We start from the raw sequence: 15479 nt of genomic DNA, 5'->3' as shown, positions 1-15479 counted from the left end.
CTATCGTGACGGGCCTCCGGCCTTTTTATTGACTGACGACACCCTCCTATAACTAGGGAAAATCCAGTTGACCGTCAATAGGGGCATGGGGATATTGTTACACCGGGTGGCGTTTTGGTTACAAGGCACCATCATTTGCTCTCCTCTTCCCGTCAATTACGATCACGAAGGGGCGAGATATGTGACTATTTCCGCAGATCTTGATGAAAACCCCAGCATTCAAGCCAATCCGGCTGATAAAGCCTTTGCCTGAGTGTTTTTTTTTGAATAGAGTGGCCCGGTGCTAAATGCCCGATCATAAAGGAAATGTTATGAACAAAGCTCAACTTGTCGATGCAATTGCAGCCAAAGCAGATCTGAGCAAAGCTCAGGCCAAAGTCGCTCTGGAAGAGATCATCAATGGTATTACCCAGAGCCTGAAAGAAGGTGATGCTGTGCAGTTGGTGGGTTTTGGCACCTTCAAGGTGAACCATCGTGCTGGCCGTACCGGTCGCAATCCGCAAACTGGTAAAGAGATCCAGATTGCAGCCGCGAATGTGCCGTCCTTTGTGGCAGGCAAGGCGCTCAAAGACGCCGTCAAGTAATTCCCAAAAACCCGGCGCCAGCCGGGTTTTTTATTGCCATCGTCAGCGGAAATTGTTTCAGATACACTCAAGATATGGCGTGCGCCGTAGTGAGGTGGATGATGGAACAGAAAAATGCCATTCGGCAGGTTGCCGTACCTTGGGCTCCGTCCCGCCAACTCCCCCCGGGCCTGGTTGTGGCCGAACTTCATCAGGATATCTGGAGCGACTCCCTCACCATCATGCTGGGCAGGGCTCGCAGCATCGATCTGCCGCCGCAAATCCTCTGTCGGGTCTATTTCCGCCATATCTACGCGGTACGGGTAATGGAGGATTGCGATCTGGCGGAGGGCAAGGATAGCCACGCCATCGAGGAGCAGATCCAGCTCATCACTCCGTCCCGATTTGCCAGCTGGTTCCATCAGGAGTCGGATGGTCTGCACCTGGACGAGGATCTGCAGCACTACCGCATCTCGACCTGGGATTATTGCGCCGATGTGCTGACGTCCAGAGCGCCCGAGCTGCAGTTCGTGGACAAAGGCGGTTAGCGAGGCTGAAGAGACAATAAAAAACCGGCAACACTGGGTGTTGCCGGTTTTTTTTATAGGTCGATGCGGGGTGAACTCAGCCGAGCAGCTGATCCCGATGCAGCCCCAGCACGATGAGCAAGCCGAGGAAGTAGAAGGCGCTGAGTTTGATGCCCAGAATGGCGAGCAGGCCGGCGCAGAGCCGGACGATGGCCTTGTGCAGCCAGGAGCCGGTGAAACGGTACATGGTTACTCCGCCGCCTCCGTGGTGGCGAATTCCGGCACCTTGGCCATGGCATCCAGCACCACCTGGATATCCGCTCCCGGTTTGCAGGCGTTTTCACTCAGATGGCGGCGCCAGGCGCGAGCCCCCTGCATGTTCTGGAACAGCCCCAGCATGTGGCGGGTCATGTGGGAGAGATAGTTGCCCTTGGCCAGCTCCTGCTCGATATAGGGCAGCATCATCCGCACCACCTCGTGGCGGCTCGGTACGGCGTGGTTCTGGCCGAACACCAAGTTATCCACCTGCGCCAGAATGTAGGGGTTCTGATAGGCTTCGCGCCCCATCATGACGCCATCCAGGTGTTGCAGATGTTCGAGGGTCTGCTCCATGGAGGTAACGCCGCCGTTGATGGCGATGGTGAGATCCGGGTAATCCTGCTTGACCCGATAGACACGGGGATAATCGAGCGGCGGGATCTCGCGGTTTTCCTTGGGGCTCAGGCCGCTCAGCCACGCCTTGCGAGCATGGACGATGAAGGTGTCGCAACCTGCGTCGCGTACCTGTTCGATAAAGGCCTGCAGAAATTCGTAGGAGTCCTGCTCGTCGATGCCGATGCGGGTCTTCACCGTCACCGGAATATCGACCACATCGCGCATCGCCTTGACGCAATCAGCCACCAGGGCGGGTTCACCCATCAGGCAGGCGCCAAAGCGGCCGTTTTGCACTCGATCGGAGGGACAGCCGACGTTGATGTTCACCTCGTCATAGCCGCGCTCCTCGGCCAGCTTGGCGCAGCGCGCGAGATCGGCCGGGTTGCTGCCACCCAGCTGGAGGGAGATGGGGTGCTCCTGCTCGCTGTAACCCAGATAATCTCCCTTGCCGTGGATGATGGCGCCGGTGGTCACCATCTCGGTATAAAGCAAGGTCTGGCGAGTCATCAGACGATGGAAATAACGGCAATGCCGATCGGTCCAGTCCAGCATGGGGGCGATGGAAAAACGCTGCGCCTGCATAAAAATCATCCGGGTTGGCTAAACAAAGGGGGCGGATTTTACCACAACGTGAGGCAGCCCCAGAAAATGAATTTTGTCACCGCGTCAAAGGGGGCCCTGTGATAGTATCCGGCTAATAAAAAGGGTAATTGCGTGATCATGAATCAAGACCAACTTTTACTACGAGCCGAACGACTCTGCGAACAACGCGGGATCCGCTTCACCCCTACCCGGCGTCAGGTGTTCAGGCTGCTGGCTGCCCACGGCAATGCCATCAGCGCCTATGATCTGTTGGCCCAGTTGCAGCAGACCGAGGCCCATGCCAAGCCGCCGACCGTTTATCGGGCACTCGATTTTCTGCTTGAACAGGGCTTTGCCCACAAGGTGGAGTCGCTCAACGCCTTCATTTTCTGCTGTCACTTCGATCATGCCCACCCGATGCAACTGCTCATCTGCGATCGGTGTGGCGAGGTGGTCGAGTTGCATGACGCGGCGATCGATGGCGCGTTTTCCGAGCAAGCCCACTTGCATGGCTTTACTATTACCAATAAGACAATAGAGGCACATGGCCAATGTGCTCGCTGTACGCCCACCGTAGGAAGTCAACATGAAGGCTGATTTTGTAAACCCGTTCCTGCTCTCCCTGCTCAATGTGCTCTCCACCATGGCACAGCTCGAGCTCAAGCCGGGCAAACCCAAACGCAAGATGGACGAGCTGGCACGCGGCGATGTCTCTGGTCTCATCGGCATGGTCGGCCCGCAGACCCGTGGCTCGCTCTCTATCAGCTTCGAGAAGGGGCTGGCGCTGGAGATCATGCGCCGGATGCTGGGTGAGGCACCGGCCACCATCAATGAAGAAGTGACCGACATGGTGGGCGAGATCACCAACATGGTGACCGGCGGCGCCAAGCGCATGCTGGGGGAGAAGGGGTATGAGTTCGACATGGCGACCCCCATCATCGTCTCCGGCCCCAACCACACCATCACTCATCGTGCCGATGGCACCAAGATCATGATGCCGTTCGAATCAGATTACGGTCGTGCCACCATCGAGATCTGTTTCGAGTAACCCTATGTGGAAAGCGCTGAAATGGTTCTTCATCGGTTGGGCCCTGCTGCTCATCCTGTCTGATCTCCAGATCACCACCTCGCTCTACAAGTACGAAGACAACCGGGTGGTGGTGAACTTTCCGCGCTGGCAGGCAGACCAGCCCTGGGGCACCTTTGAGTGGCATGCCGGGCGGGTGGAGACCCATTGGTATGGTCTGGCAGGCAGACCCAAGCCGGTAGATCCGCTGCTGTAGCAGCCAGGGTGACAGATGCAATGCAAGAGGCCAGCTGATGCTGGCCTCTTGTCGTTGGTCGCCCGGTTGATCAGGCCGCTTCGGCGGCCAGATCTTCGCGGGGGCGCAGCAGCATGCCGAAGCCGCAGGTCAGCAGGGTGGGCAGCAGCCAGGCCAGCCCCTTGTCGAACAGCGGCAGGAAGGCGAACGCATCCATCTGCATGCCGGCCGCGCCCAGCCCGTCCAGACAGCCGAACAGAAACGCCACCAGCAGCACGGCGCGAAACACCAGCCGTGGCCGGCCAAAATAACCCTGCACAAAGGTCACCAGCACCAGTGCGATGGCGACCGGGTAGATGGCGACCAGCACCGGGATGGAGAGGCTGATGAGCTGGCTCAGCCCGACGTTGGCCACCAGGATGGAGACGCATCCCATCAGCAGTACCCACTTGCGGTATGTCCAGCCGGCCAGACCGTGGAAGTAGTCGGCACTGGCGCAGAGCAGGCCGACCGCGCTGGTGAAGCAGGCCAGGGTGATGATGGCGGCCAGGATCAACTGGCCGTAGTGGCCGAACAGGCTCAGTACATAGGCGTTGACGATGGCGCCGCCATTGTCGACGTTGGTGACCACGCCCGCCGCGCTGTTGCCCAGATAGAACAGGGAGATGTAGACCGCCGAGAGGCCAACTGCCGAGATGAGGCCCGCGATGGTCAGGTACTTGAACTGGCTCGGGTAGTCCTCGATGCCCCTGCGTTGCAGCAGACCGATGATGAGTGCACCGAACATCAGCGAGCCGAGGGTATCCATGGTGTTGTACCCCTCCAGCATCCCCTTGATGAGCGGCGTATCCGTGTAGTCGCCGCTGGCCTCTGGCAGGGTACCTTGCGGGTCAACCAAGACTCCGACGGCCAGGATCAACAACATCACCATCAAGACAGGCGTCATGTACTTGCCCACCGCATCGAGCAGCCTGCCCCGATCCAGCGATACCAGGATCACCAGCGCGAAGAAGAGCAGGCTGTAGAGCAGCAGACGGTGTTGGCCAGCTTCGCCAAGCCAGGGTTTGAGCCCCATTTCATAAGCCACCAGCCCGGTGCGGGGAGTGGCAAAGGCCGGCCCCATGATGATGTAGATAGCGATGGCCAGCGCCGTGGCCGCCCAGGTCGGCAGATAGCGGGTCATCGCCGTCCAGCCGCTGCTGCCTTGTCCGGCGCTGCCTCTGGCAACGGCGACCAGCGTCAGCAGAGGGAGACCCACCGCTGTCAGCAGAAAGCCGACCATGGCTGGCATCAAATGTTCACCGGCCATAAAGCCGGCGAGCGGTGGAAAAATGATGTTGCCTGCCCCCAGATAGAAAGCAAACGTCATAAAACCCAGTCCGAATACGTCGGACAACTTCAGTGATTTCGTCAAACCTGACCTCATCTGCCTTATCAGCTTGTTCTTGTTGATTGCACCCACTGCCTGGCAGATAACCGGATAACAATGCTTCCCTCTCCTCCACGATGAGCACATCGGCGAAGGAGCACTCTTCTTAGCATAAAGAAGAGAAATTTGATCTCAATCACACATTAATATCTTGAAACAATTTAATTGGCCAGGATAAATCACCGATTAGCCAGCGGTTGGCAGCAGTGAAGGAGGTAGACATGGCGGCAGGGGGCTGGCCGCAGGAAAGGGGTAACGGGTGGTAAAAGGCTGTTGGCAGACAAACAAAAGAGCCTGCGCAAGGCAGGCTCTTTGAGATGGGCGGGAGTGAAATCAGGCGGCTTCGGCAGCCAGTTTCTCGCCGGAGCGTACCGCCATGCCGAGGCCACAGGCCAGCAGCGTCGGCAGCAGCCAGGCCAGGCCCTTGTCGAACAGCGGCAGGAAGGCAAACGCATCCATCTTCATGCCGGCGGCGCCCAGACCGTCCAGGCAGCCGAACAGGAAGGCGACCATCAGCACGGCGCGGAACACCAGGCGCGGACGACCGAAGTAACCCTTCAGGAAGGTGACCAGCACCAGTGCCACGGCAACCGGGTAGATGGCGACCAGCACCGGGATGGAGAGGCTGATAAGCTGGCTCAGGCCCACGTTGGCGACCACGGTGCAGATGACCCCCAGCAACACCACCAGCTTCTTGTAGCTCATGCCGGTCAAGTTGTGGAAGAAGTCGGAGCAGGCGGAGATCAGGCCCACGGCGGTGGTGAAACAGGCCAGGGTGATGATGGCGGCCAGGATGAACTGACCCGGCTGACCGAACAGGCTCAACACGTAGGCGTTGACGATGGCGCCGCCGTTGCTGATGTCGGTGGCGACACCGGCTGCGGTGTTGCCCAGCTGGAACAGGGAGACGTAGACCACGGACAGACCGATGGCGGAGATGATGCCGGCAATGGCCAGGTACTTGAACTGGCTCTGGTAGTCATGAATGCCTTTCTGGCGCAGCAGGTCGACGATCAGGGCGCCGAACATCAGGGACGCCAGGGTGTCCATGGTGTTGTAGCCTTCCAGGATCCCTTTCACGAAGGGGCCGTTCTGATAGTCACCGGAAGAGGCCGGCATATCACCTTGCGGGGCGACGAACACGCCGATGGCGAGGGTCAGCAGCAACAGCATCAGCACCGGGGTCAGGTATTTGCCGATGGCATCCATCAGCTTGCCCTGATTCATGGAGACCAGGATGGCCACGCCGAAGAACAGCACGGTGTAGGCCGCCAGACCGGCCTGACCCATGTCACCGATGAAAGGCTTGAGGCCCATTTCGTAAGCTACCAGCCCGGTACGGGGGGCGGCGAAGGCCGGACCGATGATGATGTAGATGGCGACGGCCAGTGCGGTGGCCACGCCGGCAGGCAGCAGCTTGGTCATGCCGGCCCAGCCGTTGCCTGCCTTGGCGACGGCGATGATGGTGATGAGGGGCAGACCGACGGCAGTGACCAGAAAGCCCAGCATGGCGAGAGAGAGGTGCTCACCCGCCATGTAACCGGCCAGCGGCGGGAAGATGATGTTGCCAGCGCCCAGATAGAAGGCGAAGGTCATGAAGCCCAATCCGAGCACGTCGGACAATGTGAGTGATTTCGTCAAGTTCAACCTCGTCTGTCTTGTAAACTATTGCTTGTTATAGTTTTTTATTGGTCAGTGACCGATATTGTTCAGGGGTAAAAAAAAGGAGCCCCGCTTGTTTTTTCATCGCAACCAGTGGTTTGAGCTGGTCTTGAGCGGGCGCTCGTTTAGGAGTCAGCATAATGGCGTGAAAAAATAGTTCAAGACGAAATTTACATCTTCAAATAGAAGGGGCTGGTTAGTTGGATGTATCTGTCGGAATAGGTTCCATCAGCAGAATGGATCACAATTTCACCCTGCTCACACTTGTTTAATCCTCTGCCAAGTCGCAATAAAACACGATTTGCCTCTTTTCCAGCTCTGGTGATAACAGCTGTATAACAAACGGCGTGCAGATCATAATCCGCCGAGATGCATAAAATTTCATCGGCCATGGCCGTTGGTACGACCAGCGCAACCTCGCCGTTGGGGGCCAATAGTCGGTCACAGGCGGCCAGCAGATCCCGGCTGTCGAGGCCGCCGGTATGGCGTGCCAGTGCCCTGGCCGGATCGCGAAATGACTGGCCCGCCACGAAGTAGGGTGGGTTGGAGACGATGAGATCGTAAGGGGCGGCCTGATAGGTTTGAATGGCACTCTCGATGACGGTGACCCGCTCATGCCAGGGGGAGGCTGCCGCATTCTCGCGAGCCTGCCGGGCTGCATTGTTATCCAGCTCTACCGCATCGATGCGGCAGTCGGCAGGGCTGCGCTGGGCCAGCATCAGGGCGATGAGGCCGCTGCCGCTGCCAATGTCGAGGATCCGGCGGGCGTTGGTGACAGGTGCCCAGGCGCCGAGCAGGATGCCATCGGTGCCGACTTTCATGGCGCAGCGATCGTGCGCGACGTGAAATTGCTTGAAGGTAAAACCGCTGTTTCGTCCCATCCGACTCCCGTCCTGTGCCAGTACCGCAGAAAATGGTCGGCGATTATAGCGACTAAGCCACAGTCGCCATAGGAGCCGACGACATAATCGCCTATAATCTGCCGTTTCCTTAATGACCGAGTATTGCCATGAGCCAGTCCTTTGATGATTTCGACCTGAATCCAGCCCTCAACCGGGCCTTGGCCGAGATGGGTTTCACCCGCCCCACCACCATTCAGCAGATGGTGCTGGAGCCAGCCCTGGACGGCCGCGATATTCTGGCATCCGCCCCGACCGGTACCGGCAAGACTGCCGCCTTCCTGCTGCCCGCCCTGCAGCACCTGCTGGACTTCCCGCGCCGCAAGCCGGGCCCGTGCCGCATGCTGGTGCTGACCCCGACCCGCGAGCTGGCGCTGCAGGTCACCGCCCACGCCAAGGCGCTGGCGGCTCACACCAACCTCAGCATCGAGACCATCATTGGCGGCGTCAGCCATGAAGAGCAACTGCCGGCCCTGACCAAAACCACCGACATCGTGGTGGCCACCCCGGGCCGTCTGCTCGAGTACATCGAGAAAGAGGAGTTCGAGAGCCACGACATCGAGGTACTGGTGCTGGACGAAGCGGACCGCATGCTGGACATGGGCTTCATCAAGGATGTGAACCGCATCGTGGAAGAGGCGCGTTATCGCAAGCACACCATGCTCTTCTCCGCCACCCTGGAAGGGGCAGGCCTTGAAAAGTTCGCCAACGATATCCTGAAGGAGCCGGTGGAGCTGCACGCCGAGCCGCCCCGCAGCGAACGTCGCCCCATCACCCAGTGGGTGCACCTGGCCGACGATGCTGCTCACAAGCTGGCCCTGCTGGTGCATATTCTGAAAGATCCCGAGACCCAGAAAGCCATCATCTTCGTCAAGACCCGTGAGCGGCTGGCGGAGCTGTCCGGTCAGCTGCAGGCGGCTGGCGTCTCCTGCGCCTGGATCCGTGGCGAGATGGAGCAGAGCAAGCGCATCGAGTCGATCCGCAAGTTCCATGAAGGGGAAGTGCCCTTCCTCATCGCCACCGACGTGGCCGCTCGCGGCATCGACCTGCCCAACGTCAGCCATGTCATCAACTACGACATGCCCTACGGCGCCGATGTCTACGTCCACCGGATCGGCCGCACCGGCCGTGCCGGCAACCGTGGTTGCGCCATCAGCCTGGTGGAAGCCCACGATATGGCGATGGTCGCCAAGATCGAGCGCTACACCGAAGAGCGTCTCAAGCGCCGGGTGATCGACGAACTGCGCCCCAAGCACAAGGAAGCGCGGGTACCGGTGAAGAAGAAAAAGCCGAAGGACGACAAGAAGAAGTCGGCCAAGAAGAAAAAGAAGTAAGCTTGCCCGTTACAACGGCCATCTCCGGATGGCCGTTGTGCTATCTGCTGCCCACTCGGCGGGGGCCAGAAAAGAAAAAAGCCGACGTATAAACGTCGGCCAATAAAAAGTGCTTACAACAGAGGATTCACCTATTCAGACTTGGGGATCCTGAATTTGGTTCCCTCGGGTTGTAATTAATTTTCAGCGCGTTTGAACATCAGGGTATTGGCATCGGACTCTTCCGGTACGAAGTAGTAGCCATCGGCGTTGAACCCGGTCAGCTGCTCCACCTTGGTGAGCCGGTGCTTGATGATGTGGCGGGCCATCATGCCGCGCGCCTTCTTGGCGTAGAAGCTGATGATCTTGAACTGGCCGTTCTTCTCGTCCTTGAACACCGGCGTGATGATGCGCCCCTGTAGGGCCTTGGGACGTACCGACTTGAAGTACTCGTCGGAAGCCAGGTTGATCAACACCTCGTCTCCCTGAGCGGCCAGCGCCTTGTTCAGGTGGGCGGTGATGATGTCGCCCCAGAACTGGTAGAGATCCTTGCCACGCGCGTTGTCGAAGCGGATCCCCATCTCCAGCCGGTAGGGCATCATCAGATCGAGCGGGCGCAGCACCCCGTAGAGGCCGGAGAGCATGCGCAGGTGTGCCTGGGCGAAGTCGAGATCTGCCTCGCTGAAATCCTCCACCGCCAGCCCCGTGTAGACATCCCCCTTGAAGGCCAGCAGCGCCTGGCGGGCGTTGGCCGGGCTGAAGTCGGGTTGCCAGTCGGCAAAGCGGGCGGCGTTGAGGCCGGCCAGCTTGTCGCTGATCTTCATCAGGCTGGCGATCTGGTCCGGGCTCAGCTGGCGGGCCCGGCCGATCAGCTCGGCGGAGTGGTCCAACAGCTCGGGTTGGGTGAAACGGGAAGTCACCAGCGGTGACTCGTAGTCCAGCGTTTTGGCCGGGGAAACCACAATCAGCATAACGATCCTTTATAGCGGTGACGCACGCCCCTCATTCATCCAGGGTGACGTTGTCAAGAGTGCCTGCACCCAGCTGCTCGCGCCCCGACAGCTTGATCAGCAGTCGCAGGTCGTTGGCCGAGTCGGCATGGGCAAGGGCCTCACTGTAGCCAATTTGGCCGGCACAGAACAGGGCGAACAGCGCCTGATCGAAGGTCTGCATGCCGAGCTCGGTGGACTTGGTCATCACCTCCTTGAGCCGGTGCATCTCCCCCTTGCGGATGATATCGGTGATGAGCGGGGTGTTGAGCAGCACCTCGAAGGCCGCACAGCGACGGCGTCCGTCCAGGCTGGGCAGCAGTTGCTGGGCCACGATGGCACGCAGGTTGAAGGAGAGATCGAACAGGAACTGGCGGTGTTTCTCCTGAGGGACCAGGTGCAGGATGCGGTCCAGCGCCTGGTTGGCATTGTTGGCGTGCAGGGTGGCGAGGCAGAGGTGGCCGGTCTCGGCAAACTGGAGGGCAAACTCCATGGTTTCCTGGCTGCGGATTTCGCCGATCAGGATCACGTCAGGGGCCTGGCGCAACGAACTCTTCAGCGCTACGTCGAACGACGCTGTGTCTATGCCTACCTCGCGCTGGGTGATCAGGCTGCGGCCGTGCTGATGCACGAACTCCACCGGATCTTCCACCGTCAGGATGTGGCCGTCCACATGCTGGTTGCGATAGCCGATCATGGCAGCCTGGGTGGTGGATTTTCCGGCGCCGGTGGCACCGACGAACAGCACCAGCCCGCGCTTGGCCAGGGCGATCTCCTGCAGGATGGGGGGCAGCGCCAGCTCGTCGAAGGTGGGGATGCGGGTCTCGATACGGCGCAGCACCATGCCAGGCAGCTCCTGCTGCCAGAAGGCGCTGACCCGAAAGCGGCCAAGCTCCTCGCGGTGGATGGCGTAGTTAGCCTCCTTGGTGTGCAGATAGCGCTCGAAGTGCTCCTGGCTCAGGGTCTCCTTGACCAGCGCCAGCGCCCTTGCCTTGTCGAGGGGGGCTTCTGCCAGCGACTGCAGATGGCCGTTGACCTTGAGGGTCGGCGGCGTGCCGACCGTGATGAACAGATCCGAGCCTTTACGGGCGACCAGCTCGGTTAGCAGGGCATCCAGATTCATAACGACTCCTTCCCTAGATTCGTCGTGGTTAGATGGTGTTGGGATCGACCGCCTTGGCCTTGGCATCCAGCGCCGCCACTACGCCGCGGCTCACCAGCTGCTTGAGGCTCTGATCCATGGTCTGCATGCCGTGGGTCATCCCGGTTTGGATCACCGAGTAGAGCTGGGCGATCTTGTCTTCCCGGATGAGGTTACGCACGGCGGGAATACCCATCATGATCTCATGGGCCGCCACCCGGCCGCCACCGATGCGCTTGAGCAGGGTCTGGGAGATGACCGCCCGCAGCGACTCGGAGAGCATGGAGCGCACCATGTCTTTTTCCGCACCGGGGAAGACGTCGATGATCCGGTCGATGGTCTTGGCCGCCGACGAGGTGTGCAGGGTGCCGAACACCAGGTGGCCGGTCTCGGCCGCGGTCATGGCGAGGCGAATGGTTTCCAGATCGCGCATCTCGCCCACCAGGATGATGTCCGGGTCTTCCCGCAGCGCAGAACGCAGGGCGTTGCTGAAGCTCTTGGTATCGCGGTGTACTTCCCGCTGGTTCACCAGACAGCGCTTGTTCTCGTGCACGAATTCGATGGGGTCCTCGATGGTGAGGATGTGGTGATGAAAGTTCTCGTTGATGTAGTTGACCATGGCCGCCAGGGTGGTGGATTTACCCGAGCCGGTCGGGCCGGTCACCAGCACCAGGCCGCGCGGGTATTCGGCAATCTTGCGAAAGATCTCCGGCGCGTCCAGATCTTCGAGGCTCAGCACCGTGCTGGGGATGGTCCGAAATACCGCGCCGGAGCCGCGCGCCTGCTGGAAGGCGTTGACCCGGAAGCGAGCCAGGTTTGGCACCTCGAACGAGAAGTCGACCTCGAAGTTCTCTTCCAGTTCCTTGCGCTGGTGGTCGTTCATGATGTCGTAGATGAGGGCGTGCACTTCCCGGTGTTCCAGGGCGGGCAAATTGATCTTGCGAACCTCGCCATCAACCCTGATCATCGGGGGAACCCCGGCCGAGAGGTGTAGATCCGAGGCTTTATGTTTTACACTGAAAGCCAATAACTCTGTGATATCCATAGATTTGTCATTCTCCCATCACAAGATCACTAACGAAACATGAACCAGATTGCCGAGCACCTGCTTCAGGTCAAGGAACGTATTGTACAAGCCGCCAGTCGCGCGGGCCGAAGCCGCGATCACATCCAGCTGCTGGCGGTCAGCAAGACCAAACCGCTGGAGGCCGTTTGCGAGGCCTATGCCGCCGGTCAGCGCCGCTTTGGCGAATCCTACGCCCAGGAAGCGGCGACCAAGATAGATACCCTGCGTGAGCAAGGGGCCTATGCAGACATAGAGTGGCACTTTATCGGCCCGCTGCAATCGAACAAATCCAGGCTGGTGGCCGAGCGTTTCGACTGGGTGCAGAGCGTGGACAGAGAGAAGCTGATCGAGCGCCTGAACAACCAGCGTCCGAGCGGGCTCGCGCCGCTAAATGTCTGTCTGCAAATCAATATTAGCGGAGAGAGCAGCAAATCCGGAACGTCGGAGCAAGAGATTTTCCGCCTGGCCGAACTGGTCTCCCGCTGTGAACGGCTGCGGCTGCGCGGCCTGATGGCGATTCCGGAGCACACCAGCGACGAGGCGGTGCTGGCCGCCCAGATGGTGCGCATGCAGACTCTGTTCACCGAGCTTGCGCAACAATACCCGGGTGTCGATACCCTCTCGATGGGGATGACCGAGGATCTCGAACTGGCGATCGGCCACGGCAGCACCATGGTGCGGGTCGGTACCGCCATCTTCGGTGCCCGCGACTATTCATGAGCAAGGCCCGGGATGCGATGCATCGGGCAGTGCTTTTTTCAGGTAACAGGAGCGTTTGATGCAGCATAGAATCCTCGCCTTTATCGGGGCGGGCAACATGAGCCGCAGTATCATTGCCGGCCTGGTTCAGGCGGGCTATCCGGCCGACCGGATCATCGCAGCCAACCCCAGTCGGCCCAAGCTGGATGCGCTGGCCAACGACTACGGCATCCGCATCACCCAGGACAACGCCGAGGCAGCCCGGGCGGCGGAGGTGATCGTGCTGGCGGTCAAGCCGCAGCTGATGGCGGCCATGCTGAGCGCGCTGGTGGCACAGCTGGGCACGCTGGAGGGCAAGCTGCTCATCTCCATCGCCGCCGGCATCAAGGTAGCGCGGCTGGCCGAGATGGCGGGCGGCCATGGCCGTATCATCCGCACCATGCCGAACACCCCCTCTCTGCTGGGGCTGGGGATGACCGGGCTGTACGCCCCGCCCGGCATCGAGCAGGCTGACCGCGCGCTGGCCGAGCAGATGATGCAGGCGGTGGGCAAAACCCTGTGGGTAGAGCAGGAGTCCGCCATCAACGGCGTCATCGCCGCGGCCGGCAGTGCACCTGCCTACTTCTTCCTGTTCATGCAGGCCATCGCCGAGGAGGCCGAGGCCATGGGCTTCTCCCCCGAGCAGGCCCGCCTGCTGGTGCAGCAGACCGCCCTTGGTGCGGCGGCCATGGTGGAGCAGAATCCCGAGCTGTCGTTGCAGGCCCTGCGCGAGCAGGTGACCAGCAAGGGCGGCACCACCGCCGAGGCGATCAAGACTTTCCAGCAGCAGGGGCTGATGCCGCTGACGGCACACGCCATGCAGGCAGCTGTTGCCCGGGCCGGCGAAATGGAAACCCTGTTCTGAACCCGATTTCTCTTACTCTCTGTCTCAACCTGGAGCCCAGATGAACACTGCTTACTTTCTGATTAACACGATTTTTGACCTCTATCTCATGGTGGTGCTGTTACGCGTCTGGCTGCAGTGGGCCCGCGCAGATTTCTACAACCCCATGAGCCAGATGGTGGTCAAGCTGACCAATCCGCTGGTGGTGCCGCTGCGCCGGGTCATTCCCGGGTTTGGCGGGCTGGACATGGCCTCTGTGCTGCTGGCCATCATCATCGCCTTCGCCAAGCTGGCGCTGCTCAAGAGCATGAACGTGCTGCTGGCCGACTGGCTCACCCTCAGCCTGTTTGCCGGGCTGACTGTGCTGAAGAAGGCCGGCTCCATGATCTTCTGGGTGCTGCTGATCCGCGCCATCCTGAGCTGGGTCAGCCAGGGTCGCAACCCCATCGAGTACGTGATGCACCAGCTGACCGAGCCCTTCCTGGCCCCCATCCGTCGCATTCTGCCGGCCCTGGGCGGGCTGGATCTCTCCGTGCTGGTCGCCTTTATCGGGCTGCAGGCCATAAACTATCTGTTGGGTGATCTGTTCGGCCAGCTGTGGTGGATGATTTGATGGCAGCCGTCCTGCGGGAAGGGGATGAGCTGATAATGCATCTGATGATCCAGCCCAAGGCGAGTCGGGATCAGATCGTCGGATTGCATGGAGAAGAGTTGAAAGTGGCCATCACGGCGCCGCCGGTGGATGGCCAGGCCAACAGCCACTTGATCAAGTATCTGGCCAAGCAGTTCAAGGTGGCCAAGGGGCAGGTTCGCATCGTGCGGGGGGAGTTGGGACGGCACAAGACGGTCGCCATCGAGGCGCCCAGGCAGATCCCCGCCGAGGTCAGTGCCCTGCTGGACAATCAGGGTTAACACGAGAAGGATGACACCATGAAAACAGCCTGGATATGCTGCCTGCTGGCACTGTTGCTGACCTTGCCCCTGCGGGCCGAACAGATGAAGGAACTGGGCTCCTGGCAGGTGCACTACAGCGCCTTCAACTCCAGCTTCCTCACCCCCGAGGTGGCCAAGGCCTACGGCCTGGAGCGCAGCCGCTACAACGGCATCGTCAACATCGCGGTGCAGAACAAGCAGGGGGTCGCCCAGGCGGTGGGGATCAGCGGCGAGGCCAAGAATCTCACCGGCACCATCCGCAACCTGAGCTTCCAGGAGGTCAAGGAGGGGGATGCCATCTACTACTTGGCGGTGCTGCCCTATCGCAACGAGGATACCTACCAGTTCACCCTGAAGATCATGGGGGAGGGGCAGCAACAGACGCTGACCTTCCAGCAGACCTTCTACGTCGACTGATGCTTGTCATGCCCAGAAAAAGCCCCGAACGCAGGTTCGGGGCTTTTTTCATGACGGCGAGTCTGTGGGCGGGGTGAAGTCGTGGATCTCCCCGATCCGCGGGGTGAAGCGGGGATCCTGATCCCGGTTGTGTTCCACCCACTCCATGGCCTGACAGAAGCTCTCCCGCTTCGAGAACTCGCTGCGCACCTGATCGATGGCCCGCTCCGCGCTGCGCCGCTCCATCTTGCTGGCCTTGCGGTCGCTGAACTGCTTGTGCTGGGCCAGCATCCACTCGGTGAAAGCTTGGCGGCACTGTGCCTCGCTGGCCGCCTGGACGGGCAGGGCTGTCAGCAGGGCGATCATCAATAAATAACGCATAACAACATCGGTGACTGAGGGGAGTGATTGTCTGAAAGGGCGGCATTCTATGCCGAAAACTTGAGCATGAACAGGGGAAGAGAGGGGGCCGGCATGGCCG

Annotated in this window: 21 protein-coding genes; 12 read left to right on the top strand and 9 right to left on the bottom strand. The window is 60.2% G+C overall.

Translation table 11 applies throughout. The annotated features are described in order from the left end of the window. Window positions 1-67 precede the first annotated feature (67 nt). The 3 genes from C2U40_RS26225 to C2U40_RS18450 all read left to right on the top strand — a co-directional run bounded on the left by C2U40_RS26225 (window position 68) and on the right by C2U40_RS18450 (window position 1111). Complete coding sequence (locus C2U40_RS26225; protein ID WP_130631666.1) at window positions 68-253, top strand: hypothetical protein; 186 nt, start codon at window positions 68-70, stop codon at window positions 251-253. Between the two features lie 58 nt (window positions 254-311). Further along, complete coding sequence (gene hupA, locus C2U40_RS18455; protein WP_005305063.1) at window positions 312-584, top strand: nucleoid-associated protein HU-alpha; 273 nt, start codon at window positions 312-314, stop codon at window positions 582-584. 101 nt (window positions 585-685) lie between these two features. Beyond that, window positions 686-1111, top strand: a complete 426-nt coding sequence (locus C2U40_RS18450; RefSeq protein WP_103827454.1) for a hypothetical protein — start codon at window positions 686-688, stop codon at window positions 1109-1111. Between the two features lie 76 nt (window positions 1112-1187). Here C2U40_RS18450 and C2U40_RS18445 read toward each other — a convergent pair whose 3' ends face one another. Further along, entirely contained in the window at window positions 1188-1337 is a 150-nt protein-coding gene (locus C2U40_RS18445) for a hypothetical protein (protein WP_011707400.1), read from the bottom strand. A 2-nt stretch (window positions 1338-1339) separates the two neighbouring features. Next, window positions 1340-2326, bottom strand: a complete 987-nt coding sequence (gene dusA / locus C2U40_RS18440; protein ID WP_103827455.1) for a tRNA dihydrouridine(20/20a) synthase DusA — start codon at window positions 2324-2326, stop codon at window positions 1340-1342. Window positions 2327-2464: 138 nt separating this feature from the next. Here dusA and zur point away from each other — a divergent pair, with 138 nt between their 5' ends. The 3 genes from zur to C2U40_RS18425 are packed head-to-tail and all read left to right on the top strand — an operon-like array spanning window position 2465 to window position 3609. Continuing rightward, the gene (gene zur, locus C2U40_RS18435) at window positions 2465-2923 is read left to right on the top strand and encodes a zinc uptake transcriptional repressor Zur (RefSeq protein ID WP_081304784.1); all 459 of its coding nucleotides are present in this window, start codon (window positions 2465-2467) and stop codon (window positions 2921-2923) included. After that, window positions 2913-3374, top strand: a complete 462-nt coding sequence (locus C2U40_RS18430; protein ID WP_016351979.1) for a chemotaxis protein CheX — start codon at window positions 2913-2915, stop codon at window positions 3372-3374. The genes zur and C2U40_RS18430 overlap by 11 nt, the downstream gene beginning before the upstream one ends. Window positions 3375-3378: 4 nt before the next feature. Then, on the top strand, window positions 3379-3609 hold the full coding sequence (locus C2U40_RS18425; protein WP_029302182.1) for a hypothetical protein: 231 nt from the start codon (window positions 3379-3381) through the stop codon (window positions 3607-3609). Between the two features lie 70 nt (window positions 3610-3679). Here the strand turns inward: C2U40_RS18425 and brnQ (C2U40_RS18420) are convergent, their stop codons facing one another. The 3 genes from brnQ (C2U40_RS18420) to C2U40_RS18410 all read right to left on the bottom strand — a co-directional run bounded on the left by brnQ (C2U40_RS18420) (window position 3680) and on the right by C2U40_RS18410 (window position 7560). Continuing rightward, complete coding sequence (brnQ, locus tag C2U40_RS18420) at window positions 3680-4957, bottom strand: branched-chain amino acid transport system II carrier protein (RefSeq protein ID WP_233768850.1); 1278 nt, start codon at window positions 4955-4957, stop codon at window positions 3680-3682. A gap of 393 nt (window positions 4958-5350) precedes the next feature. Beyond that, on the bottom strand, window positions 5351-6613 hold the full coding sequence (gene brnQ, locus C2U40_RS18415) for a branched-chain amino acid transport system II carrier protein (RefSeq protein WP_233768849.1): 1263 nt from the start codon (window positions 6611-6613) through the stop codon (window positions 5351-5353). A gap of 236 nt (window positions 6614-6849) precedes the next feature. Further along, window positions 6850-7560 (bottom strand): tRNA1(Val) (adenine(37)-N6)-methyltransferase, encoded by a 711-nt coding sequence (locus C2U40_RS18410; RefSeq protein ID WP_103827456.1) that lies wholly within the window; start codon window positions 7558-7560, stop codon window positions 6850-6852. A gap of 128 nt (window positions 7561-7688) precedes the next feature. Here C2U40_RS18410 and srmB point away from each other — a divergent pair, with 128 nt between their 5' ends. After that, window positions 7689-8912, top strand: a complete 1224-nt coding sequence (gene srmB, locus C2U40_RS18405; protein ID WP_016351974.1) for an ATP-dependent RNA helicase SrmB — start codon at window positions 7689-7691, stop codon at window positions 8910-8912. Window positions 8913-9088: 176 nt separating this feature from the next. Here srmB and yaaA read toward each other — a convergent pair whose 3' ends face one another. From yaaA to tapT, 3 genes are read right to left on the bottom strand one after another with little or no spacing between them, the layout of a single operon-like run. Beyond that, window positions 9089-9862 (bottom strand): peroxide stress protein YaaA, encoded by a 774-nt coding sequence (yaaA, locus tag C2U40_RS18400; protein WP_103827457.1) that lies wholly within the window; start codon window positions 9860-9862, stop codon window positions 9089-9091. A gap of 31 nt (window positions 9863-9893) precedes the next feature. Further along, window positions 9894-11003 carry a type IVa pilus ATPase TapU gene (gene tapU, locus C2U40_RS18395; RefSeq protein ID WP_065475661.1) on the bottom strand — a complete coding sequence of 370 codons (1110 nt, stop codon included), beginning with the start codon at window positions 11001-11003 and terminating at the stop codon, window positions 9894-9896. A gap of 28 nt (window positions 11004-11031) precedes the next feature. Then, the gene (gene tapT, locus C2U40_RS18390) at window positions 11032-12066 is read right to left on the bottom strand and encodes a type IVa pilus ATPase TapT (protein WP_011707389.1); all 1035 of its coding nucleotides are present in this window, start codon (window positions 12064-12066) and stop codon (window positions 11032-11034) included. 39 nt (window positions 12067-12105) lie between these two features. Between tapT and C2U40_RS18385 the strand changes: the two genes are divergently transcribed. Genes C2U40_RS18385 through C2U40_RS18365 form a run of 5 tightly spaced genes read left to right on the top strand, consistent with a single transcriptional unit; the run spans window position 12106 to window position 15019 of the window. Continuing rightward, window positions 12106-12807, top strand: a complete 702-nt coding sequence (locus C2U40_RS18385) for a YggS family pyridoxal phosphate-dependent enzyme (RefSeq protein WP_103827458.1) — start codon at window positions 12106-12108, stop codon at window positions 12805-12807. 58 nt (window positions 12808-12865) lie between these two features. Further along, window positions 12866-13690: a pyrroline-5-carboxylate reductase gene (gene proC / locus C2U40_RS18380; protein ID WP_103827459.1), complete on the top strand. Its 825-nt coding sequence runs from the start codon at window positions 12866-12868 to the stop codon at window positions 13688-13690. A 40-nt stretch (window positions 13691-13730) separates the two neighbouring features. Continuing rightward, the gene (locus tag C2U40_RS18375) at window positions 13731-14282 is read left to right on the top strand and encodes a YggT family protein (RefSeq protein ID WP_016351969.1); all 552 of its coding nucleotides are present in this window, start codon (window positions 13731-13733) and stop codon (window positions 14280-14282) included. Beyond that, window positions 14282-14581 (top strand): DUF167 family protein YggU, encoded by a 300-nt coding sequence (gene yggU / locus C2U40_RS18370; protein ID WP_011707385.1) that lies wholly within the window; start codon window positions 14282-14284, stop codon window positions 14579-14581. Before C2U40_RS18375 ends, yggU begins: the two co-directional genes overlap by 1 nt. 18 nt (window positions 14582-14599) lie before the next feature. Next, window positions 14600-15019: a DUF4426 domain-containing protein gene (locus tag C2U40_RS18365; protein ID WP_103827460.1), complete on the top strand. Its 420-nt coding sequence runs from the start codon at window positions 14600-14602 to the stop codon at window positions 15017-15019. 48 nt (window positions 15020-15067) lie between these two features. Here the strand turns inward: C2U40_RS18365 and C2U40_RS18360 are convergent, their stop codons facing one another. Further along, window positions 15068-15379, bottom strand: coding sequence for a hypothetical protein (locus C2U40_RS18360; protein ID WP_181014760.1), 312 nt, complete (start codon window positions 15377-15379; stop codon window positions 15068-15070). Window positions 15380-15479: the final 100 nt, after the last annotated feature.

The organism is Aeromonas sp. ASNIH4 (assembly GCF_002934425.1).
Classification (GTDB): Bacteria; Pseudomonadota; Gammaproteobacteria; order Enterobacterales; family Aeromonadaceae; genus Aeromonas; species Aeromonas hydrophila.
This window is presented reverse-complemented; position numbering and strand designations above follow the sequence as displayed.